Consider the following 17,669-nt stretch of genomic DNA (forward strand, 5'->3'; position numbering starts at 1 on the left):
TAATGGCACAGTGCCGCGTCATAGGCAAAAACATTAATCGAGCAGATCCAGCTGAAGATGCTCGGCCACCGCCGCCGCCGTCACCGACTTGAGTTTCGGCACCCGGCCCAGGCATGGCGCGGGTATCCGCTCGGCCAGCGTGGCAAGGTTCTCCTCCAGGCGCGAGGTCTTCGGCTCAATGATGTTGGCCACCCATCCAGCTAACTGCAGACCATCGTTAGCAATCGCTTCAGCCGTCAACAGCGCATGATTGATGCAACCCAGTCGTACGCCGACCACCAGAATCACCGGCAGATCCAGCGCGATCGCCAGGTCCGACAAATTATCCTGATCCGCCAACGGCACGCGCCAGCCGCCGGCCCCTTCGATCAACGTGAAATCCGCGTTCATCTCCAGGATCTCGCGCATCGGCGTCAACAAGGATTGCACCGTCAACGCGATGCCCGCCTCCCGCGCTGCCAGATGCGGAGCGATCGCCGGCTCGAACGCCACTGGATTGACCTGTGCATACGTCAGCGGCACCGAACATTCCGCCAACAACGCCAAGGCGTCGGCGTTGCGCAAGCCTTTTGGGGTCACCTCGCAGCCGGAAGCCACGGGTTTACCCGCCGCAGTGCTCAACCCTGCCGACCGCGCGGCATGCAACAAACCTGCAGCAACGGTGGTCTTGCCGACATCAGTGTCAGTACCGGTGATGAAATAGGCTGCGCTCATAAGGGTTTCTCCAACACGGCATAAACCACTTGATAAGTCGCCGGCAGTCCTTTTGCCTGACGAAACTGCTCATACGCCTCGACCAGGCCGAGGATTCGCGCCCTGCCAGTCAAACCGCCCGGCCGACCAGGGTTCAGGTTATGCGCCCCCAACGCCTTGAGTTCATGGGTCAGGCTGCGCACATCCGGGTAATGCAACACATGTGGACAGGTTTGCAGGCTGATGACCTGCAAGCCACTCGCCGCGCACAGCTGTTGATAAGTCTCGAACTCGCGGAAGCGGTTGACGTGCACCATGCCATCCACCTGACGCCAGCTGTCACGCAATTCGTACAGCGTGCCGACACACAGACTAGCAAACGCGAAAATTCCGCCCGGTTTTAATGCCCGATACGCTTCACTGAGCACCGAGGCGAAGTCTGAACACCACTGCACCGCGAGGCTGGAAAAGATCAGGTCGCAGGTCGAATCCTGCAACGGCAACCGCTCGGCATCGCCAGCGATAAAGTGTGTGGCGCCACCCAATGGCCGCGCGTGATTGAGCATGCCTTCGGCGATATCCAGCGCAATACCGTGACTCGCCAGAAAACGCTCACCCAGCGCACGGCTGAAATAACCGGTGCCGCAACCCAGGTCCAGCCAGCGACCCGGCACAAACTCATCGGGCAACCGACGCAACAACTCGCTGCCAACATCCCGTTGCAATTCAGCGACGCTGTCGTAGCTGGACGCCGCGCGGGAAAAAGAGGCGGCTACCTGACGTTTATCGGGCAAACCACCCGGTAGCTTGGGAAGGGATAAATCAGTCATCACCGGACTCATGCAAAAAGGCCTGGATCGCCCCCGCCACACCGTGGGGGTCTTCCAGTAGAAACGCGTGGCTGGCCTGTTCGATCAGGCCGATTTCGACATCCGGCAACAACGCCAGCAAGTCCCCCGCCGCTTCGGCCGGGACCAGCCCGTCGAGGCCGGCGAACAGATGCAGTTGCGGCCCCCGAAACGCCTGCAGCGCTTGCCGGGTATCCAGTTGTGCGAGGACTTCCAGGCCGCTCATCAAGACTTGCGCCGACGCATGCGGCGCGCCGCCGAGCAACAGTCGCGACAGACCACGTGGGTCTTCTGCACCTTGGGCGCAGAGCAGCGAAAAGCGTTTCAAGGTCATGCGCGGATCGGCGTTGCAACCGGCCAGAAACGCGTCGAAGGTCTCACCGGGCATCGCGCTCGGCCATTGCTCATGGGCGACAAACGAAGGATTGCTCGCCAGGGTCAGCAAGCCGCAGCAGCGATCACCGCGCCGCGCCGCCAACTCGGACGCGAGCATGCCGCCCAATGACCAGCCACCGAGCCAGGTATCCTGAGGCACTGTCGAATCCAGTTCATCGAGCCACTCTTGCAGCTCGCCCGACGCCAGTTCCGACAACGGCTCGATCTCGACCCGCAGGTGTTCATCCAGGCCCTGCAAGGCTGCGGCCAACGGCTCCAGCGGCGAAATCCCGAGGCCCCAACCGGGCAGCAGAATCAGTCGATTACGCATGGCTTGGCTCCGGTCCCAGTTGTGCAAAACAATCGGCGAGTCCATTTAACAATAGCTGCACCTGCGCTTCGCTGTGGGCAGCGGTCAGGGTCACCCGCAAGCGAGCGCTGCCGGCCGGCACCGTCGGCGGACGGATCGCAGTGACCATCAAGCCGCGCTCGCGCAGCATCTGTGACAGCCGCACCGCGCGACCGGCATCTCCAATCATGATCGGCTGGATCGGTGTGAAGCTGTCCATGAGTTCCAGGCCGATCTGCTCGGCACCGCGACGGAATTGACGGATCAGCACATTAAGGTGCTCGCGTCGCCAATGCTCGCTGCGCAGTAATTCGAGACTTTTCAGCGTCGCGCAGGCCAGCGCCGGTGGCTGGCTGGTGGTGTAGATGTAGGGACGCGCAAACTGGATCAGGCTCTCAATCAGCTCTTCGCTACCCGCCACAAACGCCCCGGCCGTACCGAACGCCTTGCCGAGGGTGCCGACCAACACCGGCACGTCCTCCTGACTCAAGCCAAAATGCTCGACAATCCCGCCACCGTTGGCGCCCAGCGGACCAAAACCGTGGGCATCGTCAACCATCAGCCACGCGCCTTTGGCCTTGGCTTCTCGCGCCAGCGCCGGCAGGTCGGCGATATCGCCGTCCATACTGAAAACGCCATCGGTGACCACCAGCGTATTGCCGGTGGCTTTCTCCAGACGCTTGGCCAGACTGGCCGCGTCGTTGTGCAGATAACGATTGAAGCGCGCACCGGACAACAACCCGGCATCCAGCAGCGACGCGTGATTGAGCCGGTCTTCCAGCACCGTATCGCCCTGCCCGACCAACGCGGTGACTGCGCCGAGGTTCGCCATGTAACCGGTGGTAAACAGCAGCGCGCGCGGACGACCGGTGAGATCGGCCAGCGCTTCTTCCAGCTCATGGTGCGGCGTGCTGTGGCCGATGACCAAGTGCGAAGCCCCGCCGCCGACGCCCCAACGCGCTGCGCCAGCGCGCCAGGCTTCGATCACTTGCGGGTGATTGGCCAGGCCCAGGTAGTCGTTGTTGCAGAACGCGAGCAACGGCTGGCCATCAACCACCACTTCCGGGCCTTGAGGGCTTTCGAGCAGCGGGCGTTGGCGATAGAGATTGTCGGCACGACGGGCAGCAAGGCGTGCGGCGAGATCGAAAGACATGCAGGCCTCGAAGATCAATATGGGAATGCACCCAATCCCAGTGTGGGAGCGGGCTTGCTCGCGAAGGGGCCGTCACATCCAACATGGATGGTGACTGAAACTCCGCATTCGCGAGCAAGCCCGCTCCCACATTGGATTTGTGTCGGGTCAAACAGCAGCGTTATAGAACTGCTCGCTGCTCTTCTGCTCAACCAACGCCTGCTCGATAGCCGCTTGGTGCACTTCGTCGGCATGCTCTTCGCGCGCTTCCGGCAGGATGCCCAGGCGCGAGAACAGTTGCATGTCCTTGTCGGCCTGCGGGTTGGCGGTGGTCAGCAACTTGTCGCCGTAGAAAATCGAGTTGGCGCCGGCGAAGAATGCCAGTGCCTGCATTTGCTCGTTCATCGCTTCGCGGCCGGCGGACAGGCGCACGTGGGATTGCGGCATCAGGATGCGCGCGACGGCGAGCATGCGGATGAAGTCGAACGGGTCGATGTCATCGGCGTTTTCCAGCGGCGTACCGGCGACTTTCACCAGCATGTTGATCGGCACCGACTCCGGATGCTCCGGCAGGTTGGCCAGCTGGATCAGCAGGTTGGCGCGGTCGTCGAGGGACTCGCCCATGCCGAGGATGCCGCCGGAGCATATCTTCATCCCAGACTCACGCACGTAGGCCAGTGTTTGCAGGCGCTCGCTGTAGGTGCGGGTGGTGATGATGCTGCCGTAGAACTCCGGCGACGTATCAAGGTTGTGGTTGTAGTAATCGAGGCCTGCGTCGGCCAGCGCAACGGTCTGGTCCTGGTCGAGGCGACCGAGGGTCATGCAGGTTTCCAGACCCATGGCTTTCACGCCCTTGACCATCTCCAGCACGTACGGCATGTCTTTGGCCGACGGATGTTTCCACGCCGCGCCCATGCAGAAACGGGTCGAACCGATGGCCTTGGCGCGAGCGGCCTCTTCGAGGACCTTCTGCACTTCCATCAGTTTTTCTTTTTCCAGGCCGGTGTTGTAGTGACCGGACTGCGGACAATATTTGCAATCTTCCGGGCAAGCGCCGGTTTTGATCGACAGCAGCGTGGAAACCTGGACCCGGTTGGCGTCGAAATGCGCGCGGTGCACGGTCTGCGCCTGGAACAACAGGTCGTTGAATGGCTGAACGAAGAGTGCTTTGACTTCGGCCAAAGACCAGTCATGACGCAGGGTTGCAGAGGTGCTGGCGCTCATGGGCGTTTCCTTGATTTATGCTTGGCAAGCGGCTGGGGAATGGAATACCCACAGGCGCGACACGGATGTTCGGCATATTTAAGGAAGAGCGATGCGCTGTCAACCACGATGCGAAGGACTGGTTTACATCTGGTTAAAAAATAAACAATCCTGTTTGCTCTGTTCAGAGCCCGCCGATGACATAACACCCATCTGTACAGCCTGCGAAACCGAGCTGCCCTGGCTCGGCGATCACTGCCAGACCTGCGCCCTGCCGCTGCCCGCGTCTGGCCTGACATGCGGCCAATGCCTTAAACAACCACCGGCCTTTGAGCGCGTCGCGGCGCCCTGGACCTACAGCTTTCCGGTGGACACGTTGATCACCCGTTTCAAACACAACGCGAAGTGGCCGTTTGGCCGCCTGCTCGGCGAACTTCTTGCGCAGTTCCTGCAACATCGCTTCGATGAAGACCTGGAGCGACCCGATCTGCTGATCCCGGTGCCGCTGGCGACCAAACGCCTGCGTCAGCGGGGTTTTAATCAAGCGGCGATGCTCGCGCGCTGGCTCAGTGAATACTTGGACATTGCTTGCGACGAAACACTGTTGTTGAGGATTCAGGACACCAGCGCGCAACAGGAACTGAAGGCCGAAGCCCGCAGGCGAAACTTGCGGAATGCCTTCGCCCTCGCACCCGGTGCGTCTGTCACGGGCCGTCATCTGGCCCTGATCGACGATGTGCTGACTACGGGTGCGACCGCGCAAACCCTGGCGCGGTTGTTGATAGACGCCGGTGCCGCCCGAGTAGACGTCTACTGCCTGGCCCGCACACCAAAACCCGGCGACACCACTTGACCCTGTGGGAGCGGGCTTGCTCGCGAAGACGGCGGCACATCCAGCATCGATGTGACAGACAGATCGCTTTCGCGAGCAAGCCCGCTCCCACAGGGACTGAGTTCAACCAGACTGTTTGGCGCCTGACTTGACTCCCGAGCCCCAAGCCGCCAACGTCCTCCAACCGCCACCGCCCAAAGCACTCGCCATGTCCCTGCCTACTTTATTGTCCCAGCACATCGTCCGCCGTCCGCAGCGCATTGCCCTGCTGCAACACATCGCCGAACAAGGCTCGATCACCCGCGCCGCGAAAAGCGCGGGCCTGAGTTACAAGGCGGCATGGGACGCTATCGATGAACTGAACAACCTCGCGCAAAAGCCGCTGGTGGAGCGCAGCGTCGGCGGCAAGGGCGGCGGTGGCGCCAAGTTGTCCGAAGAGGGTCAGCGGGTGTTGCGCCTCTATCAAAAGCTGCAAGTGTTGCAGGCCCAGGTGCTGGAAGCCGCCGAAGACGCCAGCGACCTCGACCTGCTTGGCCGCCTGATGCTGCGCACCAGTGCGCGCAATCAATTGCACGGCAAAGTCGCGGCGATCGAATCCCAGGGCCGTAACGACAACATTCGTCTCGAACTGGCCGAAGGCTTGAGCATCGACGCGCAGATCACTCACGACAGCACCTTGCGCCTGGAGCTACAAATCGGCACCGAAGTCGTCGCCCTGATCAAGGCCGGATGGCTGGAATTGTTGGCCGTCGATCAAGCTGCAACACCTGGCAACAATTGCTTGAACGGCACGATCGAGGAAATCCTCGACGCCGAAGACGGCCCCAGCGAAGTACGCATCGGCCTGCCCAATGGCCAGACGCTGTGCGCCCTGGCCGAGCCGCTGCATTTAAGAACCTCCGGCCTTGGCGTCGACCAACCGGTGTTGGTGCAATTCGCGCCGTCCAACGTCCTGCTCGGTACACCGCTCTGAAACAAAACCTTCACTAACGCTCATTAAGGTGACTGCAAAAACCCGCAGGGAGCCTGATGTGAGCCTATTAGAAGAACACCAATCCACCGACCTGGAAAAAATGGTCGGCCTCAGCCGTCGCGGTTTTATCAGCGCCGGCGCCCTCTGCGGTGCGGCGATGTTCCTCGGTGGCAACCTGCTGAGCCGCAGCGTGCTGGCCGCGAGTGTCAGCGCTGGCTCGAGCAAACTGCTGGGTTTCGACAGCATCGCCGCCGCCACGACCGACGCCATCACCCTGCCGCCGGGCTACAAGTCCTCGGTGTTGATCAGCTGGGGCCAGCCGTTGCAGAAGAACGGCCCTGCTTTCGATCCGAGCGGCAACGGCAGCGCCGAACATCAGGAACTGCAGTTCGGCGACAACAATGACGGCATGAGCCTGTTCGAGTTTCCCGGTGAAAAAGACCGGGCGCTGATGGCGATCAACAATGAATACACCAACTACCGCTACCTCTACGCCCACGGCGGCATGCCGCAATCGGCGGAAGAAGTGCGCAAAGCTTTGGCCTGTGAAGGCGTGACGGTGATCGAAGTGCAGCGCAAGAACGGCCAGTGGAAATTCGTCCAGGGCTCGCGCTACAACCGGCGCATCCACGGCAACTCGCCGCTGCGTTTTAGCGGCCCGGCGGCCGGTCACGAATTGTTGAAAACCAGCGCCGACCCGCACGGCAAGCAAGTCCTCGGCACCTTCCAGAACTGCGCCAACGGCAAAACGCCGTGGGGCACTTACCTGACCTGCGAAGAGAACTTCACCGATTGTTTCGGCAGCAGCAACGCCGAGCAAAAATTCGATGCTGCACAAAAACGCTACGGCGCGGTGGCCGCCAGCAAGGAAATCAACTGGCACCAACACGACCCGCGTTTCGATCTGGCGAAAAACCCCAACGAACTCAATCGTCACGGCTGGGTGGTGGAAATCGACCCGTTCGACCCGAAGTCGACGCCGGTCAAACGTACGGCACTGGGCCGTTGCAAACATGAAAACGCCGCCCTGGCCGAAACCAAAGACGGCCACGCAGTGGTCTACATGGGCGACGATGAGCGCGGCGAATTCATCTACAAATTCGTCAGCCGCGACAAGATCAACCACAAGAATCCGAAAGCCAATCGCGACCTGTTGGACCACGGCACCTTGTACGTGGCGCGTTTCGACGCGGGCGACGGCAATGCCGATCACCCGAAAGGCCAGGGCCAGTGGATCGAACTGACCCACGGCAAGAATGGCATCGACGCCAGCAGCGGTTTTGCCGACCAGGCCGAAGTGCTGATTCACACGCGCCTCGCCGCCAGTGTGGTCAACGCTACACGCATGGACCGCCCGGAATGGATCGTCGTCAGCCCCAAGGACGGCCAGGTTTATTGCACCCTGACCAACAACGCCAAGCGCGGCGAAGACGGTCAACCGGTGGGCGGGCCGAACCCGCGGGAGAAAAACGTTTACGGACAGATCCTGCGCTGGCGCACCGACCGTGATGATCACGGCTCGAAAAGCTTCGCCTGGGACTTGTTCGTGGTCGCCGGCAATCCGGGCGTGCATGCCGGCACACCGAAGGGCGGCTCGACGAATATCACCCCGCAGAACATGTTCAACAGCCCGGACGGCCTGGGGTTTGACAAGGCTGGACGCTTGTGGATTCTGACTGATGGCGATTCGAGCAATTCCGGGGATTTCGCGGGCATGGGCAATAACCAGATGCTCTGCGCCGACCCGGTGACCGGGGAAATTCGCCGGTTCATGGTCGGACCGATTGGTTGTGAAGTGACGGGGATCAGCTTCTCACCGGATCAGAAAACCCTGTTCGTCGGGATTCAGCATCCGGGCGAGAACGGTGGTTCGACCTTTCCTGAGCATTTGCCTAACGGCAAGCCACGGTCTTCGGTGATGGCGATTACCCGCGAGGACGGCGGGATCGTCGGCGCCTGACAGGCCCTCTTCGCGGGCAAGCCTCGCTCCTACAAGGAATCTGCATAATCCTGTAGGAGCGAGGCTTGCCCGCGAAGGCGTCCGCACACAGTCACCACCTATCTTCCCCCGTCTGCGCTACCATGCTTGGCCGGACGCGGCAGCCTGCTGCGCGCAGGAGTCAGCATGGCCCACCCGTTTGCAACCCTCACCCCAGACCTCGTGCTCGATGCCGTCGAAAGCATCGGCTTTCTCAGCGACGCGCGCATTCTGGCGCTCAACAGCTACGAAAACCGCGTCTACCAAGTCGGCATCGAAGACTCCGAGCCGCTGATCGCCAAGTTCTACCGCCCGCAGCGCTGGACCAACGAAGCGATTCTCGAAGAGCACCAGTTCACTTTCGAACTCGCCGAATGCGATGTGCCGGTGGTCGCGCCGATGATTCACAACGGCGCCAGCCTGCATGAACACGCCGGGTTCCGCTTCACCCTGTTTCCTCGCCGTGGCGGCCGCGCGCCAGAGCCAGGCAATCTTGATCAGCTGTATCGCCTGGGCCAATTGCTCGGACGCCTGCACGCCGTCGGCGCGACCAAGCCGTTTGAGCACCGTGAAGCGCTGGGCGTGAAAAACTTCGGCCACGATTCGCTGAACACCTTGCTCGAAGGCAATTTCGTACCGAAGAGCCTGCTGCCGGCCTACGAGTCCGTGGCCCGCGACCTGCTCAAGCGTGTGGAAGAGGTCTACAAGGCCACGCCGCACCAGAACATCCGCATGCACGGCGATTGCCACCCCGGCAACATGATGTGCCGCGACGAGATGTTCCACATCGTCGACCTGGACGACTGCCGCATGGGCCCGGCAGTGCAGGACATCTGGATGATGCTCGCCGGAGATCGTCAGGAATGTCTCGGTCAGTTGTCGGAATTGATGGACGGTTACAACGAGTTTCATGACTTCGACCCGCGTGAATTGGCGCTGATCGAACCGTTGCGCGCCTTGCGCCTGATGCACTACAGCGCCTGGCTCGCACGGCGCTGGGATGACCCGGCGTTCCCCCACAGTTTTCCGTGGTTCGGCAGCGAGCGGTATTGGGGCGATCAGGTGTTGGCGTTGCGCGAGCAGTTGTCCGCGCTCAACGAAGAACCCCTGAAACTCTTCTAACACCGCAACCCCCTGTAGGAGCGAGGCTTGCTCGCGAATGCGGTGGGTCATTCGGCAAATATGTTGCCTGACCCACCGCATTCGCGAGCAAGCCCGCTCCCACAAGGTCCGCGACCATTCCGACAATTCTCCTTACAATCCCCTCTTTGTTAGCTGCCTAAGCAAGGATTCTGCATGCAAGCCGCCAACCCGCGTCGCGGGTACATCCTGGGCCTCACTGCCTACATCATCTGGGGACTTTTCCCCATCTACTTCAAAGCCATCGCCTCGGTGCCGGCTGTAGAAATCATTATCCACCGGGTGCTCTGGTCTGCACTGTTCGGCGCTTTGCTGCTGATGGTCTGGAAGCATCCGGGCTGGTGGCGCGAACTGCGGGACAACCCCAAGCGCCTGGCGATCCTGGCCCTGAGCGGCACGCTGATCGCGGCCAACTGGCTGACTTACGTCTGGTCGGTGAACAACGGGCGGATGCTCGAAGCCAGCCTCGGTTACTACATCAACCCGCTGGTGAACGTGCTGCTGGGGATGCTGATCCTCGGCGAACGACTGCGGCGCATGCAATGGATCGCGGTGGGTCTGGCAGCGGTTGGCGTGGCGCAGCAAGTGTGGCAAGTCGGCAGTCTGCCGTGGGTGTCGCTGGTGCTGGCGCTGACCTTCGGCTTCTACGGGCTGATTCGCAAACAAGCGCCAGTCAAGGCATTGCCGGGGCTGGTGGTGGAAACCTGGATGCTGGTGCCGATTGCCGTGGCGTGGTTGCTGTTCAATCCGTCGGCGGCCAGTGCACAACCGGCGTTCTGGACCACGTCTGAAGCCTGGTGGCTGGTGGCGGCCGGTCCGGTGACATTGGTGCCGTTGGTATGTTTCAACGCCGCCGCACGGCATTTGCCCTACACCACCCTCGGATTTCTCCAGTACCTGGCGCCGACATTGGTGCTTCTGCAAGCCGTCCTGCTGTTTGACGAACACTTGTCGTCCAGCACCCTGGTGGCGTTCATCTTTATCTGGGCGGGCCTGGCGATTTACAGCGTCGATGCGGTGATCAGCATGCGTCGGCAGCTGATCAGAAAACGTACAAACCTCTACAGGCCACGTTGTTCGTGGCCTGCATCAATCCTTCCCAAGGTTATCCACAGCGTGATCCCCGGCGTTTGTGCGCAACTTGTTGAAACTGCTGGTTTTTTGATCAGATCCTGAAGAACCCCGGCCGGCGTGGCCTGGCGAGGTGTCTCTACAGGTTATCCACAGGCAGGTGCACGTTTAACTTGGATAACCCGTTTTAAGGATCGCTGCGCAGCACCAATTCCACCATCAAGTCATCGGCCAGTGTTTCCAGGCGTGTTTGCAGCACATCCAGGGACAAGGTCAGCGGCACCGCGAGAATTGCCTCGGCGTGGAACAACGGCTCGCTGCTCATCGGTGCCGGGCGCACTTCGGTGACCAGACGCTCGAGGTTCACCCCTTGCTCACTCAACAAGCGCGTGATGTCGCGCACGATCCCTGGCCGATCATTGCCCACCAGTTCCATGGCGATCGGCTTCCAGGTGCAGGATTGTTCGATGCCGCTTTCAGCAATCAACACGCGAATGCCATGGGTGGACAACGCTTGTAGGGCATCGACCAATTCATCGTAGGCTTCGGCCGGCACGCCCACCCGAAGGATCCCGGCGAACTGCCCGGCCATGCGCGACATGCGGCTTTCCAGCCAGTTGCCGCCGTGCTCGGCAATGCATTGGGCAATGCGCTCGACCTGCCCTGGCTTGTCCGGTGCGAATACGGTGAGTACGAGGTGGTCCATGGCGCAGCCCTCTTTTGTTATAGAAAGAGAAGTATAGGCAAGGGCTGATTCTGCGCTGGCAGGTCAGACGCCTTCGCGGGCAAGCCTCGCTCCTACGAGGGATTGCGTAACCCCTGTAGGAGCGAGGCTTGCCCGCGAACGGCACACCACCAATACCCTACCAAAACACAAATCGTGTACAAGTTTTTATATTTAACTGGAACAATCCAATAGTTTTTTGAGAACATCCTGTTCCCCGACATGACTGCAATGCGTCATGGGGTCGCAGAACGACGTAATTAGTCTAATTTTCACAAGCGCAATTCATCATGTAGTATGCCGCAGCGCGCACTACATAACGTTGGATCGATGTCTGCCACCGGCACACTCGCAACCCTGAAAGCCCCGTCAGCAAGGCCTCCAAGCCGTTGATTGGACCGAACCCAGCCGCCCGCAAGGGCATGTACTGGCGGACGGGTTTGTGGTTTAAATGGCCAGAGGCTTCATTGTCAAAATTGAAGAGCTGAAAAGCGAAATAGCTGAGCAGAGTGAGGCAAGCAATGACTGAACACGTTCAAGTCGGTGGCCTGCAGGTCGCCAAAGTCCTGTTCGACTTCGTGAACAACGAAGCCATTCCCGGTACCGGCCTCACCGCCGATAAGTTCTGGGCCGGTGCCGATAAGGTCATTCATGACCTGGCGCCGAAGAACAAAGCCCTACTCGCCAAACGCGATGATTTCCAGGCTCGTATCGATGGCTGGCACCACGCGCGTGCCGGTCAGGCGCACGACGCCGTGGCTTATAAAGCCTTCTTGCAAGACATCGGTTATCTGCTGCCAGAAGCGGCCGATTTCCAGGCAACGACGCAAAACGTCGATGACGAAATCGCCCGCATGGCCGGCCCGCAACTCGTGGTGCCGGTGATGAACGCGCGTTTTGCGCTCAATGCTTCGAACGCCCGCTGGGGTTCGCTGTACGACGCGCTCTACGGCACCGACGCCATCAGCGAGGCTGACGGCGCGGAAAAAGGCAAAGGCTACAACAAGGTTCGCGGCGACAAGGTCATCGCCTTCGCCCGCGCCTTCCTCGACGAAGCGGCGCCTTTGGCCGCTGGCTCCCACGTCGATTCCACCAGCTACAAGATCGTTGACGGCAAACTGGTGGTCGCCCTTAAAGGCGGCAGCAACACCGGCCTGCGCAACGATGCTCAGTTGATCGGTTTCCACGGCGACGCCGCCGCACCGACCGCGATCCTGCTGAAAAACAACGGCCTGCATTTCGAAATCCAGGTCGATGCCAGCACCCCGGTCGGCCAGACCGACGCCGCCGGCATCAAAGACATCCTGATGGAAGCCGCACTGACCACCATCATGGACTGCGAAGACTCCGTCGCCGCCGTCGATGCTGATGACAAAGTGGTGATCTACCGCAACTGGCTCGGCCTGATGAAGGGCGATCTGTCGGAAGAAGTCTCCAAGGGCGGTCAGACCTTTACCCGCACCATGAACGCCGACCGTACCTACACCGGCGTGGATGGCAAGGAACTGAGCCTGCACGGTCGTTCGCTGCTGTTCGTGCGCAACGTTGGCCACTTGATGACCATCGACGCGATTCTCGACAAAGATGGCAACGAAGTGCCGGAAGGCATTCTCGACGGTCTGGTGACCTGCCTCGCGGCGATCCATAGCCTCAACGGCACCAGCTCGCGCAAGAACAGCCGCACCGGCTCGGTCTACATCGTGAAGCCGAAGATGCACGGCCCGGAAGAAGCGGCGTTCACCAACGAGCTGTTCGGGCGCATCGAAGACGTGCTCGACCTGCCGCGCAACACCCTGAAAGTCGGGATCATGGACGAGGAACGCCGTACCACGGTCAACCTCAAGGCCTGCATCAAGGCTGCCAGCGAGCGCGTGGTGTTCATCAACACTGGTTTCCTCGACCGCACCGGCGACGAAATCCACACCTCCATGGAAGCCGGCCCGATGGTGCGCAAGGCCGACATGAAGGCTGAGAAGTGGATCGGCGCCTACGAAAACTGGAACGTCGATATCGGTTTGAGCACCGGCCTGCAAGGTCGCGCCCAGATCGGTAAAGGCATGTGGGCGATGCCCGACCTGATGGCGGCGATGCTCGAACAGAAAATCGCTCACCCATTGGCTGGCGCCAACACCGCTTGGGTGCCATCGCCGACCGCCGCTGCGCTGCACGCGCTGCATTACCACAAGGTTGATGTGTTCGCCCGTCAGGCCGAACTGGCCAAACGTGCGCGCGCCTCGGTGGACGACATCCTCACCATTCCGCTGGCCGTCAACCCGAGCTGGACCGCAGAGCAGATCAAGAACGAACTGGACAACAACGCCCAGGGCATTCTTGGTTATGTAGTGCGCTGGATCGACCAGGGCGTGGGCTGTTCGAAAGTGCCGGACATCAATGATGTCGGCCTGATGGAAGACCGTGCGACGCTGCGGATCTCCAGCCAGCACATCGCCAACTGGCTGCGTCATGGCATCGTCACTGAAGATCAGGTCCTGGAAAGCCTCAAGCGCATGGCGCCGGTGGTTGACCGCCAGAACGCCAATGACGCGCTGTACCGTCCGCTGGCGCCGAACTTCGACAGCAACATCGCCTTCCAGGCGGCGGTCGAATTGGTGATCGAAGGTACCAAGCAGCCGAACGGCTACACCGAGCCGGTCCTGCACCGTCGTCGTCGCGAGTTCAAGGCTGCCAATGGCCTGTAACTGAGCGCTGATGCCGCACAAAAAAAGGCCCTGATCTTCGGATCAGGGCCTTTTTATTTGTGAGTGCTTTCCCCTGTGGGAGCGAGCCTGCTCGCGAAGAGGGAGTGTCAGTTGAAATAAATATTGGCTGACACGCTGCCTTCGCGAGCAGGCTCGCTCCCACAGGGGATGTGCGGCGTTCACAGGGTTGAACTAAGGCTCCATCCCCAACTCATGCTTGACCAACGCCAGCAACTTGCCGGTATCGATCGGCTTGAGCAGGAAATCCACCACGCTCAAGTGCATCGCGGCAATCGCGTCTCCGACGTCGGCATCGCCAGACACAATGATGATCGGCATCGCCGCCCGGACCGACTCGCGCACCTGGCGAATCAATTCCAGGCCATCCACATGCCCCATGCGCAGATCGGTAATTACCAGTCCAATCGAAGGTTTCTCGTCCAGCATCTTGAGTGCGGTTTCGCCGCTGGCAGCGGTCATGCAGCGAATACCGTCCAGACCAAGAATCTCCGATAGCAGCTCCCGGGCATCTTTGTCGTCATCGACAATCAGCACCCGCTGCGGCGGAAGATCAGGCTCCAGCATGATCGCACTGAGCGCCTCGCGCTCGGCGTCACTCAAAATATCGTGGTCGGACATGGCTTTCTCTACGTTTTCTATTCAATCCCCTAGCACAGTGGTCAGACATCGCTAAGCAGAGCTTCAATGTGCACTTCGTCGGATATTTTGCCTAGAGGAAAAATGAGACGTTTTCCCACAATGGGCGTAGGGCATATCCGAAATATAGCCATATCCACCGGCTACCTAGACTTACGTCCAATGGGCACCCTGCGCACAGGGGCCGACCATGGCTGAACAATCCGACAACAACAATTCAAAAAAGACTGCGGTAATAGTGATGAGTAAAGCGGACGCCTTCACCCAGGCAGGGAAAACCGCGGTATTGCAAAACATCCAGGGCACCTTGCAATTCCTCCAGCGTTTCCCGCCCTTCAATCAAATGGAACATGCACACCTGGCCTACCTGGTGGAGCAATGCCAGCTGCGTTTCTATGCGCCCGGCGACAGCATCATCAAACCCGCCGACGGTCCGGTTGAGCATTTCTACATCGTCAAACAAGGCAGAGTCGTCGGCGAACGCCCGCACACGGCCAAGGGCGGCACCGAAACCACCTTCGAAATCACCACCGGCGAGTGTTTCCCCCTTGCCGCGCTGCTGGGTGAACGCGCGACCCGAACTGAACACCTGGCCGCCGAAGACACCTTCTGCCTGCAACTGAACAAACTGGCCTTCATCAAGCTGTTCGCCCTCTCCAATACCTTTCGCGACTTCGCCCTGCGCGGGGTCAGCAGTCTTCTGGATCAGGTCAACCAGCAGGTCCAGCAAAAAGCCGTGGAAACCCTCGGCACGCAATATTCCCTGAACACCCGGCTGGGCGAACTGGCCATGCGGCACCCGGTGACCTGCAGTCCGATCACCCCACTGCGCGAAGCCGTGACCCTGATGCACGAGCAGCAGGTCGGCAGCATCGTGATCGTCGACGAACAGAAAGCACCGCTGGGCATTTTCACCCTGCGCGACCTGCGCCATGTGGTGGCGCAAGGCATCAATGATTTCAACGAAGCCATCGAGCGCCACATGACCCGGGCACCGTTTTTCCTGACCCCGGATCACAGCGCTTTCGACGCTGCGATTGCCATGACTGAACGGCACATCGCCCACGTCTGCCTGGTCAAGGACCAGCGACTGTGCGGCGTGGTGTCCGAGCGCGATCTGTTTTCACTGCAACGGGTCGATCTGGTGCACCTGGCGCGGACCATCCGCAGCGCGCAGAAAGTCGAAAACCTGGTGGCACTGCGCGGCGAAATCGGCCAATTGGTGGAGCGCATGCTCGCCCACGGCGCGTCTTCGACCCAGATCACTCACATCATCACCCTGCTCAACGACCACACCGTGTGCCGGGTGATCGAACTGACCCTCGCCGAGAAAGGCGACCCGGGCGCGCCGTTCAGTTGGCTGTGTTTCGGCAGCGAAGGCCGCCGCGAGCAAACGCTGCACACCGATCAGGACAACGGGATTCTGTTCGAAGCGCGGGACGCGGCGCATGCCGCCGAGCTTCGCGGCAAGCTGTTGCCCATCGCCCAACAGATCAACCACAGCCTGGCGCTCTGCGGCTTCACCCTGTGCAAGGGCAACATCATGGCCGGCAATCCCGAGCTGTGTTTGTCCCGGGCCGAATGGGCGCGGCGGTTCGCGGCGTTTATCCGCGAGGCGACGCCGGAGAACCTGCTGGGTTCGAGCATTTATTTCGACTTGCGGGTGGTTTGGGGCGACGAACAGGGCTGCGAACAACTGCGTCGAGGGATTCTCGATCAGGTGGCCGACAACCGTTTGTTCCAGCGGATGATGGCCGAGAACGCGTTGCGCAACCGTCCGCCCGTAGGACGATTCCGAGAGTTCGTATTGGCGCGCAAGAATGGCGAGAAAGCCACGCTGGACCTGAAAGTCCAGGGCCTGACGCCGTTCGTGGATGGCGCCCGATTGCTCGCGCTGGCGAATGGCATCGAAGCCAACAACACTCAGGAACGCTTTCGGCAACTGGTGGATAAAGAAATCATCGATCCGCTGGACGGTGCTGCGTACGAAGAGGCCTATCACTTCATTCAGCAAACCCGCATGCAGCAACATCAGCTACAGACCCGGGAGAACTTGCCCTACTCCAACCGCGTCGATCCCGACATCCTCAATCATCTGGACCGGCGCATCCTGCGTGAATCCCTGCGCCAGGCCCAACGCCTGCAAAGCAGCCTGGCCCTGCGGTATCAGCTATGAGCCTGTTTTCATGGTTGCGCCCGGCGACCCCGCTGCTACCCGAGGCTCTGCAACAGCGACTGCAGCAATTGCCGGTCGGCGCCGGACTGAGCGAATGCAGCCTGCGCGAGCAGCGCTGGGTGGTGCTGGACCTGGAAACCACCGGGCTGAACCTGAACAAGGATCGGGTGCTGTCCATCGGCGCCGTGGTGATCGAGGACGGCGCGATCGATTTCAGCCAGCAATTCGAACGCACCCTGCAATGCGTCGATATGAAACTGGCGCCGAGCATGCTGATCCATGGCCTGGGGCCCAGCGCGATCGCCGCCGGCAGCGACCCGGCCGAGGCGTTGCTGGAGTTCATGGAGTTCCTCGGCGACAGTCCGGTGCTGGCGTTTCATGCGCCGTTCGATCAGCACATGCTCGGGCGCGCGCTGAAAGATCATCTGGGCTACAAGTTGCAGCATCCGTTTCTGGATGTGGCGGACATCGCGCCGCTGCTCTGCCCGCAGGCGAACATTCGCGAGGCCGGGCTGGATGAGTGGATTGAGTGGTTCAAGCTTGAAGTCTTCGAGCGCCATAACGCCAGCGCCGATGCGTTGGCCACGGCGGAACTGGCATTGATTCTGTTCAGTCGTGCGCGGCAGCAGCAGATTCATAGCCCGCTGAATCTGCAGCAGCGGATCAGCCAGTGGAAACGGCGGCAGCGGGCGCCTTCGTTCTGAATCTCCGGCGCCTGTTCTGGCGCCTTCGCGGGCAAGCCTCGCTCCTACAGAATTGATGCTTTGACCTGTAGGAGCGAGGCTTGCCCGCGAAGAACGATAACGCGGTCTCCCGACC

At 60.7% G+C, this 17,669-nt stretch carries 14 protein-coding genes and 1 pseudogene; 8 read left to right on the forward strand and 7 right to left on the reverse strand.

What is annotated here, in order from left to right:
- Window positions 1-33: 33 nt before the first annotated feature.
- The 5 genes from bioD to bioB all read right to left on the reverse strand — a co-directional run bounded on the left by bioD (window position 34) and on the right by bioB (window position 4,621).
- Window positions 34-714, reverse strand: coding sequence for a dethiobiotin synthase (gene bioD, locus LOY68_RS29220; RefSeq protein ID WP_265041293.1), 681 nt, complete (start codon window positions 712-714; stop codon window positions 34-36).
- A complete protein-coding gene (gene bioC / locus LOY68_RS29225; RefSeq protein ID WP_265041294.1) occupies window positions 711-1,523 on the reverse strand; it encodes a malonyl-ACP O-methyltransferase BioC in 813 nt (270 codons plus the stop codon). Before bioC ends, bioD begins: the two co-directional genes overlap by 4 nt.
- Complete coding sequence (locus LOY68_RS29230; protein ID WP_265041295.1) at window positions 1,516-2,247, reverse strand: alpha/beta fold hydrolase; 732 nt, start codon at window positions 2,245-2,247, stop codon at window positions 1,516-1,518. Before LOY68_RS29230 ends, bioC begins: the two co-directional genes overlap by 8 nt.
- Entirely contained in the window at window positions 2,240-3,418 is a 1,179-nt protein-coding gene (gene bioF / locus LOY68_RS29235; RefSeq protein ID WP_265041296.1) for an 8-amino-7-oxononanoate synthase, read from the reverse strand. Before bioF ends, LOY68_RS29230 begins: the two co-directional genes overlap by 8 nt.
- A 147-nt stretch (window positions 3,419-3,565) precedes the next feature.
- Complete coding sequence (bioB, locus tag LOY68_RS29240) at window positions 3,566-4,621, reverse strand: biotin synthase BioB (RefSeq protein ID WP_163911215.1); 1,056 nt, start codon at window positions 4,619-4,621, stop codon at window positions 3,566-3,568.
- Between the two features lie 91 nt (window positions 4,622-4,712).
- Here bioB and LOY68_RS29245 point away from each other — a divergent pair, with 91 nt between their 5' ends.
- The 5 genes and pseudogenes from LOY68_RS29245 to rarD form a co-directional block, all read left to right on the forward strand.
- Window positions 4,713-5,453 carry a ComF family protein gene (locus LOY68_RS29245; RefSeq protein ID WP_265041299.1) on the forward strand — a complete coding sequence of 247 codons (741 nt, stop codon included), beginning with the start codon at window positions 4,713-4,715 and terminating at the stop codon, window positions 5,451-5,453.
- A gap of 187 nt (window positions 5,454-5,640) precedes the next feature.
- Window positions 5,641-6,405, forward strand: a complete 765-nt coding sequence (locus LOY68_RS29250) for a TOBE domain-containing protein (protein ID WP_265041300.1) — start codon at window positions 5,641-5,643, stop codon at window positions 6,403-6,405.
- 58 nt (window positions 6,406-6,463) lie between these two features.
- A complete protein-coding gene (locus tag LOY68_RS29255; protein WP_265041301.1) occupies window positions 6,464-8,365 on the forward strand; it encodes a PhoX family protein in 1,902 nt (633 codons plus the stop codon).
- A 165-nt stretch (window positions 8,366-8,530) separates the two neighbouring features.
- Window positions 8,531-9,505, forward strand: coding sequence for a serine/threonine protein kinase (locus tag LOY68_RS29260; protein ID WP_054616850.1), 975 nt, complete (start codon window positions 8,531-8,533; stop codon window positions 9,503-9,505).
- 174 nt (window positions 9,506-9,679) lie between these two features.
- A pseudogene (gene rarD, locus LOY68_RS29265) lies at window positions 9,680-10,561 on the forward strand (EamA family transporter RarD); the annotation flags it as partial.
- A 220-nt stretch (window positions 10,562-10,781) separates the two neighbouring features.
- Here the strand turns inward: rarD and LOY68_RS29270 are convergent.
- Window positions 10,782-11,300 carry a glycine cleavage system protein R gene (locus LOY68_RS29270; RefSeq protein ID WP_054044184.1) on the reverse strand — a complete coding sequence of 173 codons (519 nt, stop codon included), beginning with the start codon at window positions 11,298-11,300 and terminating at the stop codon, window positions 10,782-10,784.
- Window positions 11,301-11,839: 539 nt separating this feature from the next.
- Between LOY68_RS29270 and LOY68_RS29275 the strand changes: the two genes are divergently transcribed.
- Window positions 11,840-14,017, forward strand: coding sequence for a malate synthase G (locus LOY68_RS29275; RefSeq protein ID WP_265041304.1), 2,178 nt, complete (start codon window positions 11,840-11,842; stop codon window positions 14,015-14,017).
- A 192-nt stretch (window positions 14,018-14,209) separates the two neighbouring features.
- On the opposite strand, the gene LOY68_RS29280 is transcribed toward LOY68_RS29275, so the two are convergent.
- Window positions 14,210-14,656, reverse strand: a complete 447-nt coding sequence (locus LOY68_RS29280; protein ID WP_054044186.1) for a response regulator — start codon at window positions 14,654-14,656, stop codon at window positions 14,210-14,212.
- Window positions 14,657-14,915: 259 nt separating this feature from the next.
- Between LOY68_RS29280 and LOY68_RS29285 the strand changes: the two genes are divergently transcribed.
- Window positions 14,916-16,850, forward strand: coding sequence for a DUF294 nucleotidyltransferase-like domain-containing protein (locus LOY68_RS29285; protein ID WP_320110085.1), 1,935 nt, complete (start codon window positions 14,916-14,918; stop codon window positions 16,848-16,850).
- On the forward strand, window positions 16,847-17,554 hold the full coding sequence (locus tag LOY68_RS29290; RefSeq protein WP_054044187.1) for a PolC-type DNA polymerase III: 708 nt from the start codon (window positions 16,847-16,849) through the stop codon (window positions 17,552-17,554). The genes LOY68_RS29285 and LOY68_RS29290 overlap by 4 nt, the downstream gene beginning before the upstream one ends.
- Window positions 17,555-17,669 lie beyond the last annotated feature (115 nt).

This window comes from Pseudomonas sp. B21-053, from assembly GCF_026016365.1.
GTDB lineage: Bacteria > Pseudomonadota > Gammaproteobacteria > Pseudomonadales > Pseudomonadaceae > Aquipseudomonas > Aquipseudomonas nunensis.

What these genes read in the sequence shown, in the direction of transcription:
- bioD (WP_265041293.1), bottom strand. Translation starts at nt 714, where the DNA reads ATGAGCGCAGCCTATTTCATCACCGGTACTGACACTGATGTCGGCAAG.
- bioC (WP_265041294.1), bottom strand. Translation starts at nt 1,523, where the DNA reads ATGACTGATTTATCCCTTCCCAAGCTACCGGGTGGTTTGCCCGATAAA.
- LOY68_RS29230 (WP_265041295.1), bottom strand. Translation starts at nt 2,247, where the DNA reads ATGCGTAATCGACTGATTCTGCTGCCCGGTTGGGGCCTCGGGATTTCG.
- bioF (WP_265041296.1), bottom strand. Translation starts at nt 3,418, where the DNA reads ATGTCTTTCGATCTCGCCGCACGCCTTGCTGCCCGTCGTGCCGACAAT.
- bioB (WP_163911215.1), bottom strand. Translation starts at nt 4,621, where the DNA reads ATGAGCGCCAGCACCTCTGCAACCCTGCGTCATGACTGGTCTTTGGCC.
- LOY68_RS29245 (WP_265041299.1), top strand. Translation starts at nt 4,713, where the DNA reads ATGCGCTGTCAACCACGATGCGAAGGACTGGTTTACATCTGGTTAAAA.
- LOY68_RS29250 (WP_265041300.1), top strand. Translation starts at nt 5,641, where the DNA reads ATGTCCCTGCCTACTTTATTGTCCCAGCACATCGTCCGCCGTCCGCAG.
- LOY68_RS29260 (WP_054616850.1), top strand. Translation starts at nt 8,531, where the DNA reads ATGGCCCACCCGTTTGCAACCCTCACCCCAGACCTCGTGCTCGATGCC.
- LOY68_RS29270 (WP_054044184.1), bottom strand. Translation starts at nt 11,300, where the DNA reads ATGGACCACCTCGTACTCACCGTATTCGCACCGGACAAGCCAGGGCAG.
- LOY68_RS29275 (WP_265041304.1), top strand. Translation starts at nt 11,840, where the DNA reads ATGACTGAACACGTTCAAGTCGGTGGCCTGCAGGTCGCCAAAGTCCTG.
- LOY68_RS29280 (WP_054044186.1), bottom strand. Translation starts at nt 14,656, where the DNA reads ATGTCCGACCACGATATTTTGAGTGACGCCGAGCGCGAGGCGCTCAGT.
- LOY68_RS29285 (WP_320110085.1), top strand. Translation starts at nt 14,916, where the DNA reads ATGAGTAAAGCGGACGCCTTCACCCAGGCAGGGAAAACCGCGGTATTG.
- LOY68_RS29290 (WP_054044187.1), top strand. Translation starts at nt 16,847, where the DNA reads ATGAGCCTGTTTTCATGGTTGCGCCCGGCGACCCCGCTGCTACCCGAG.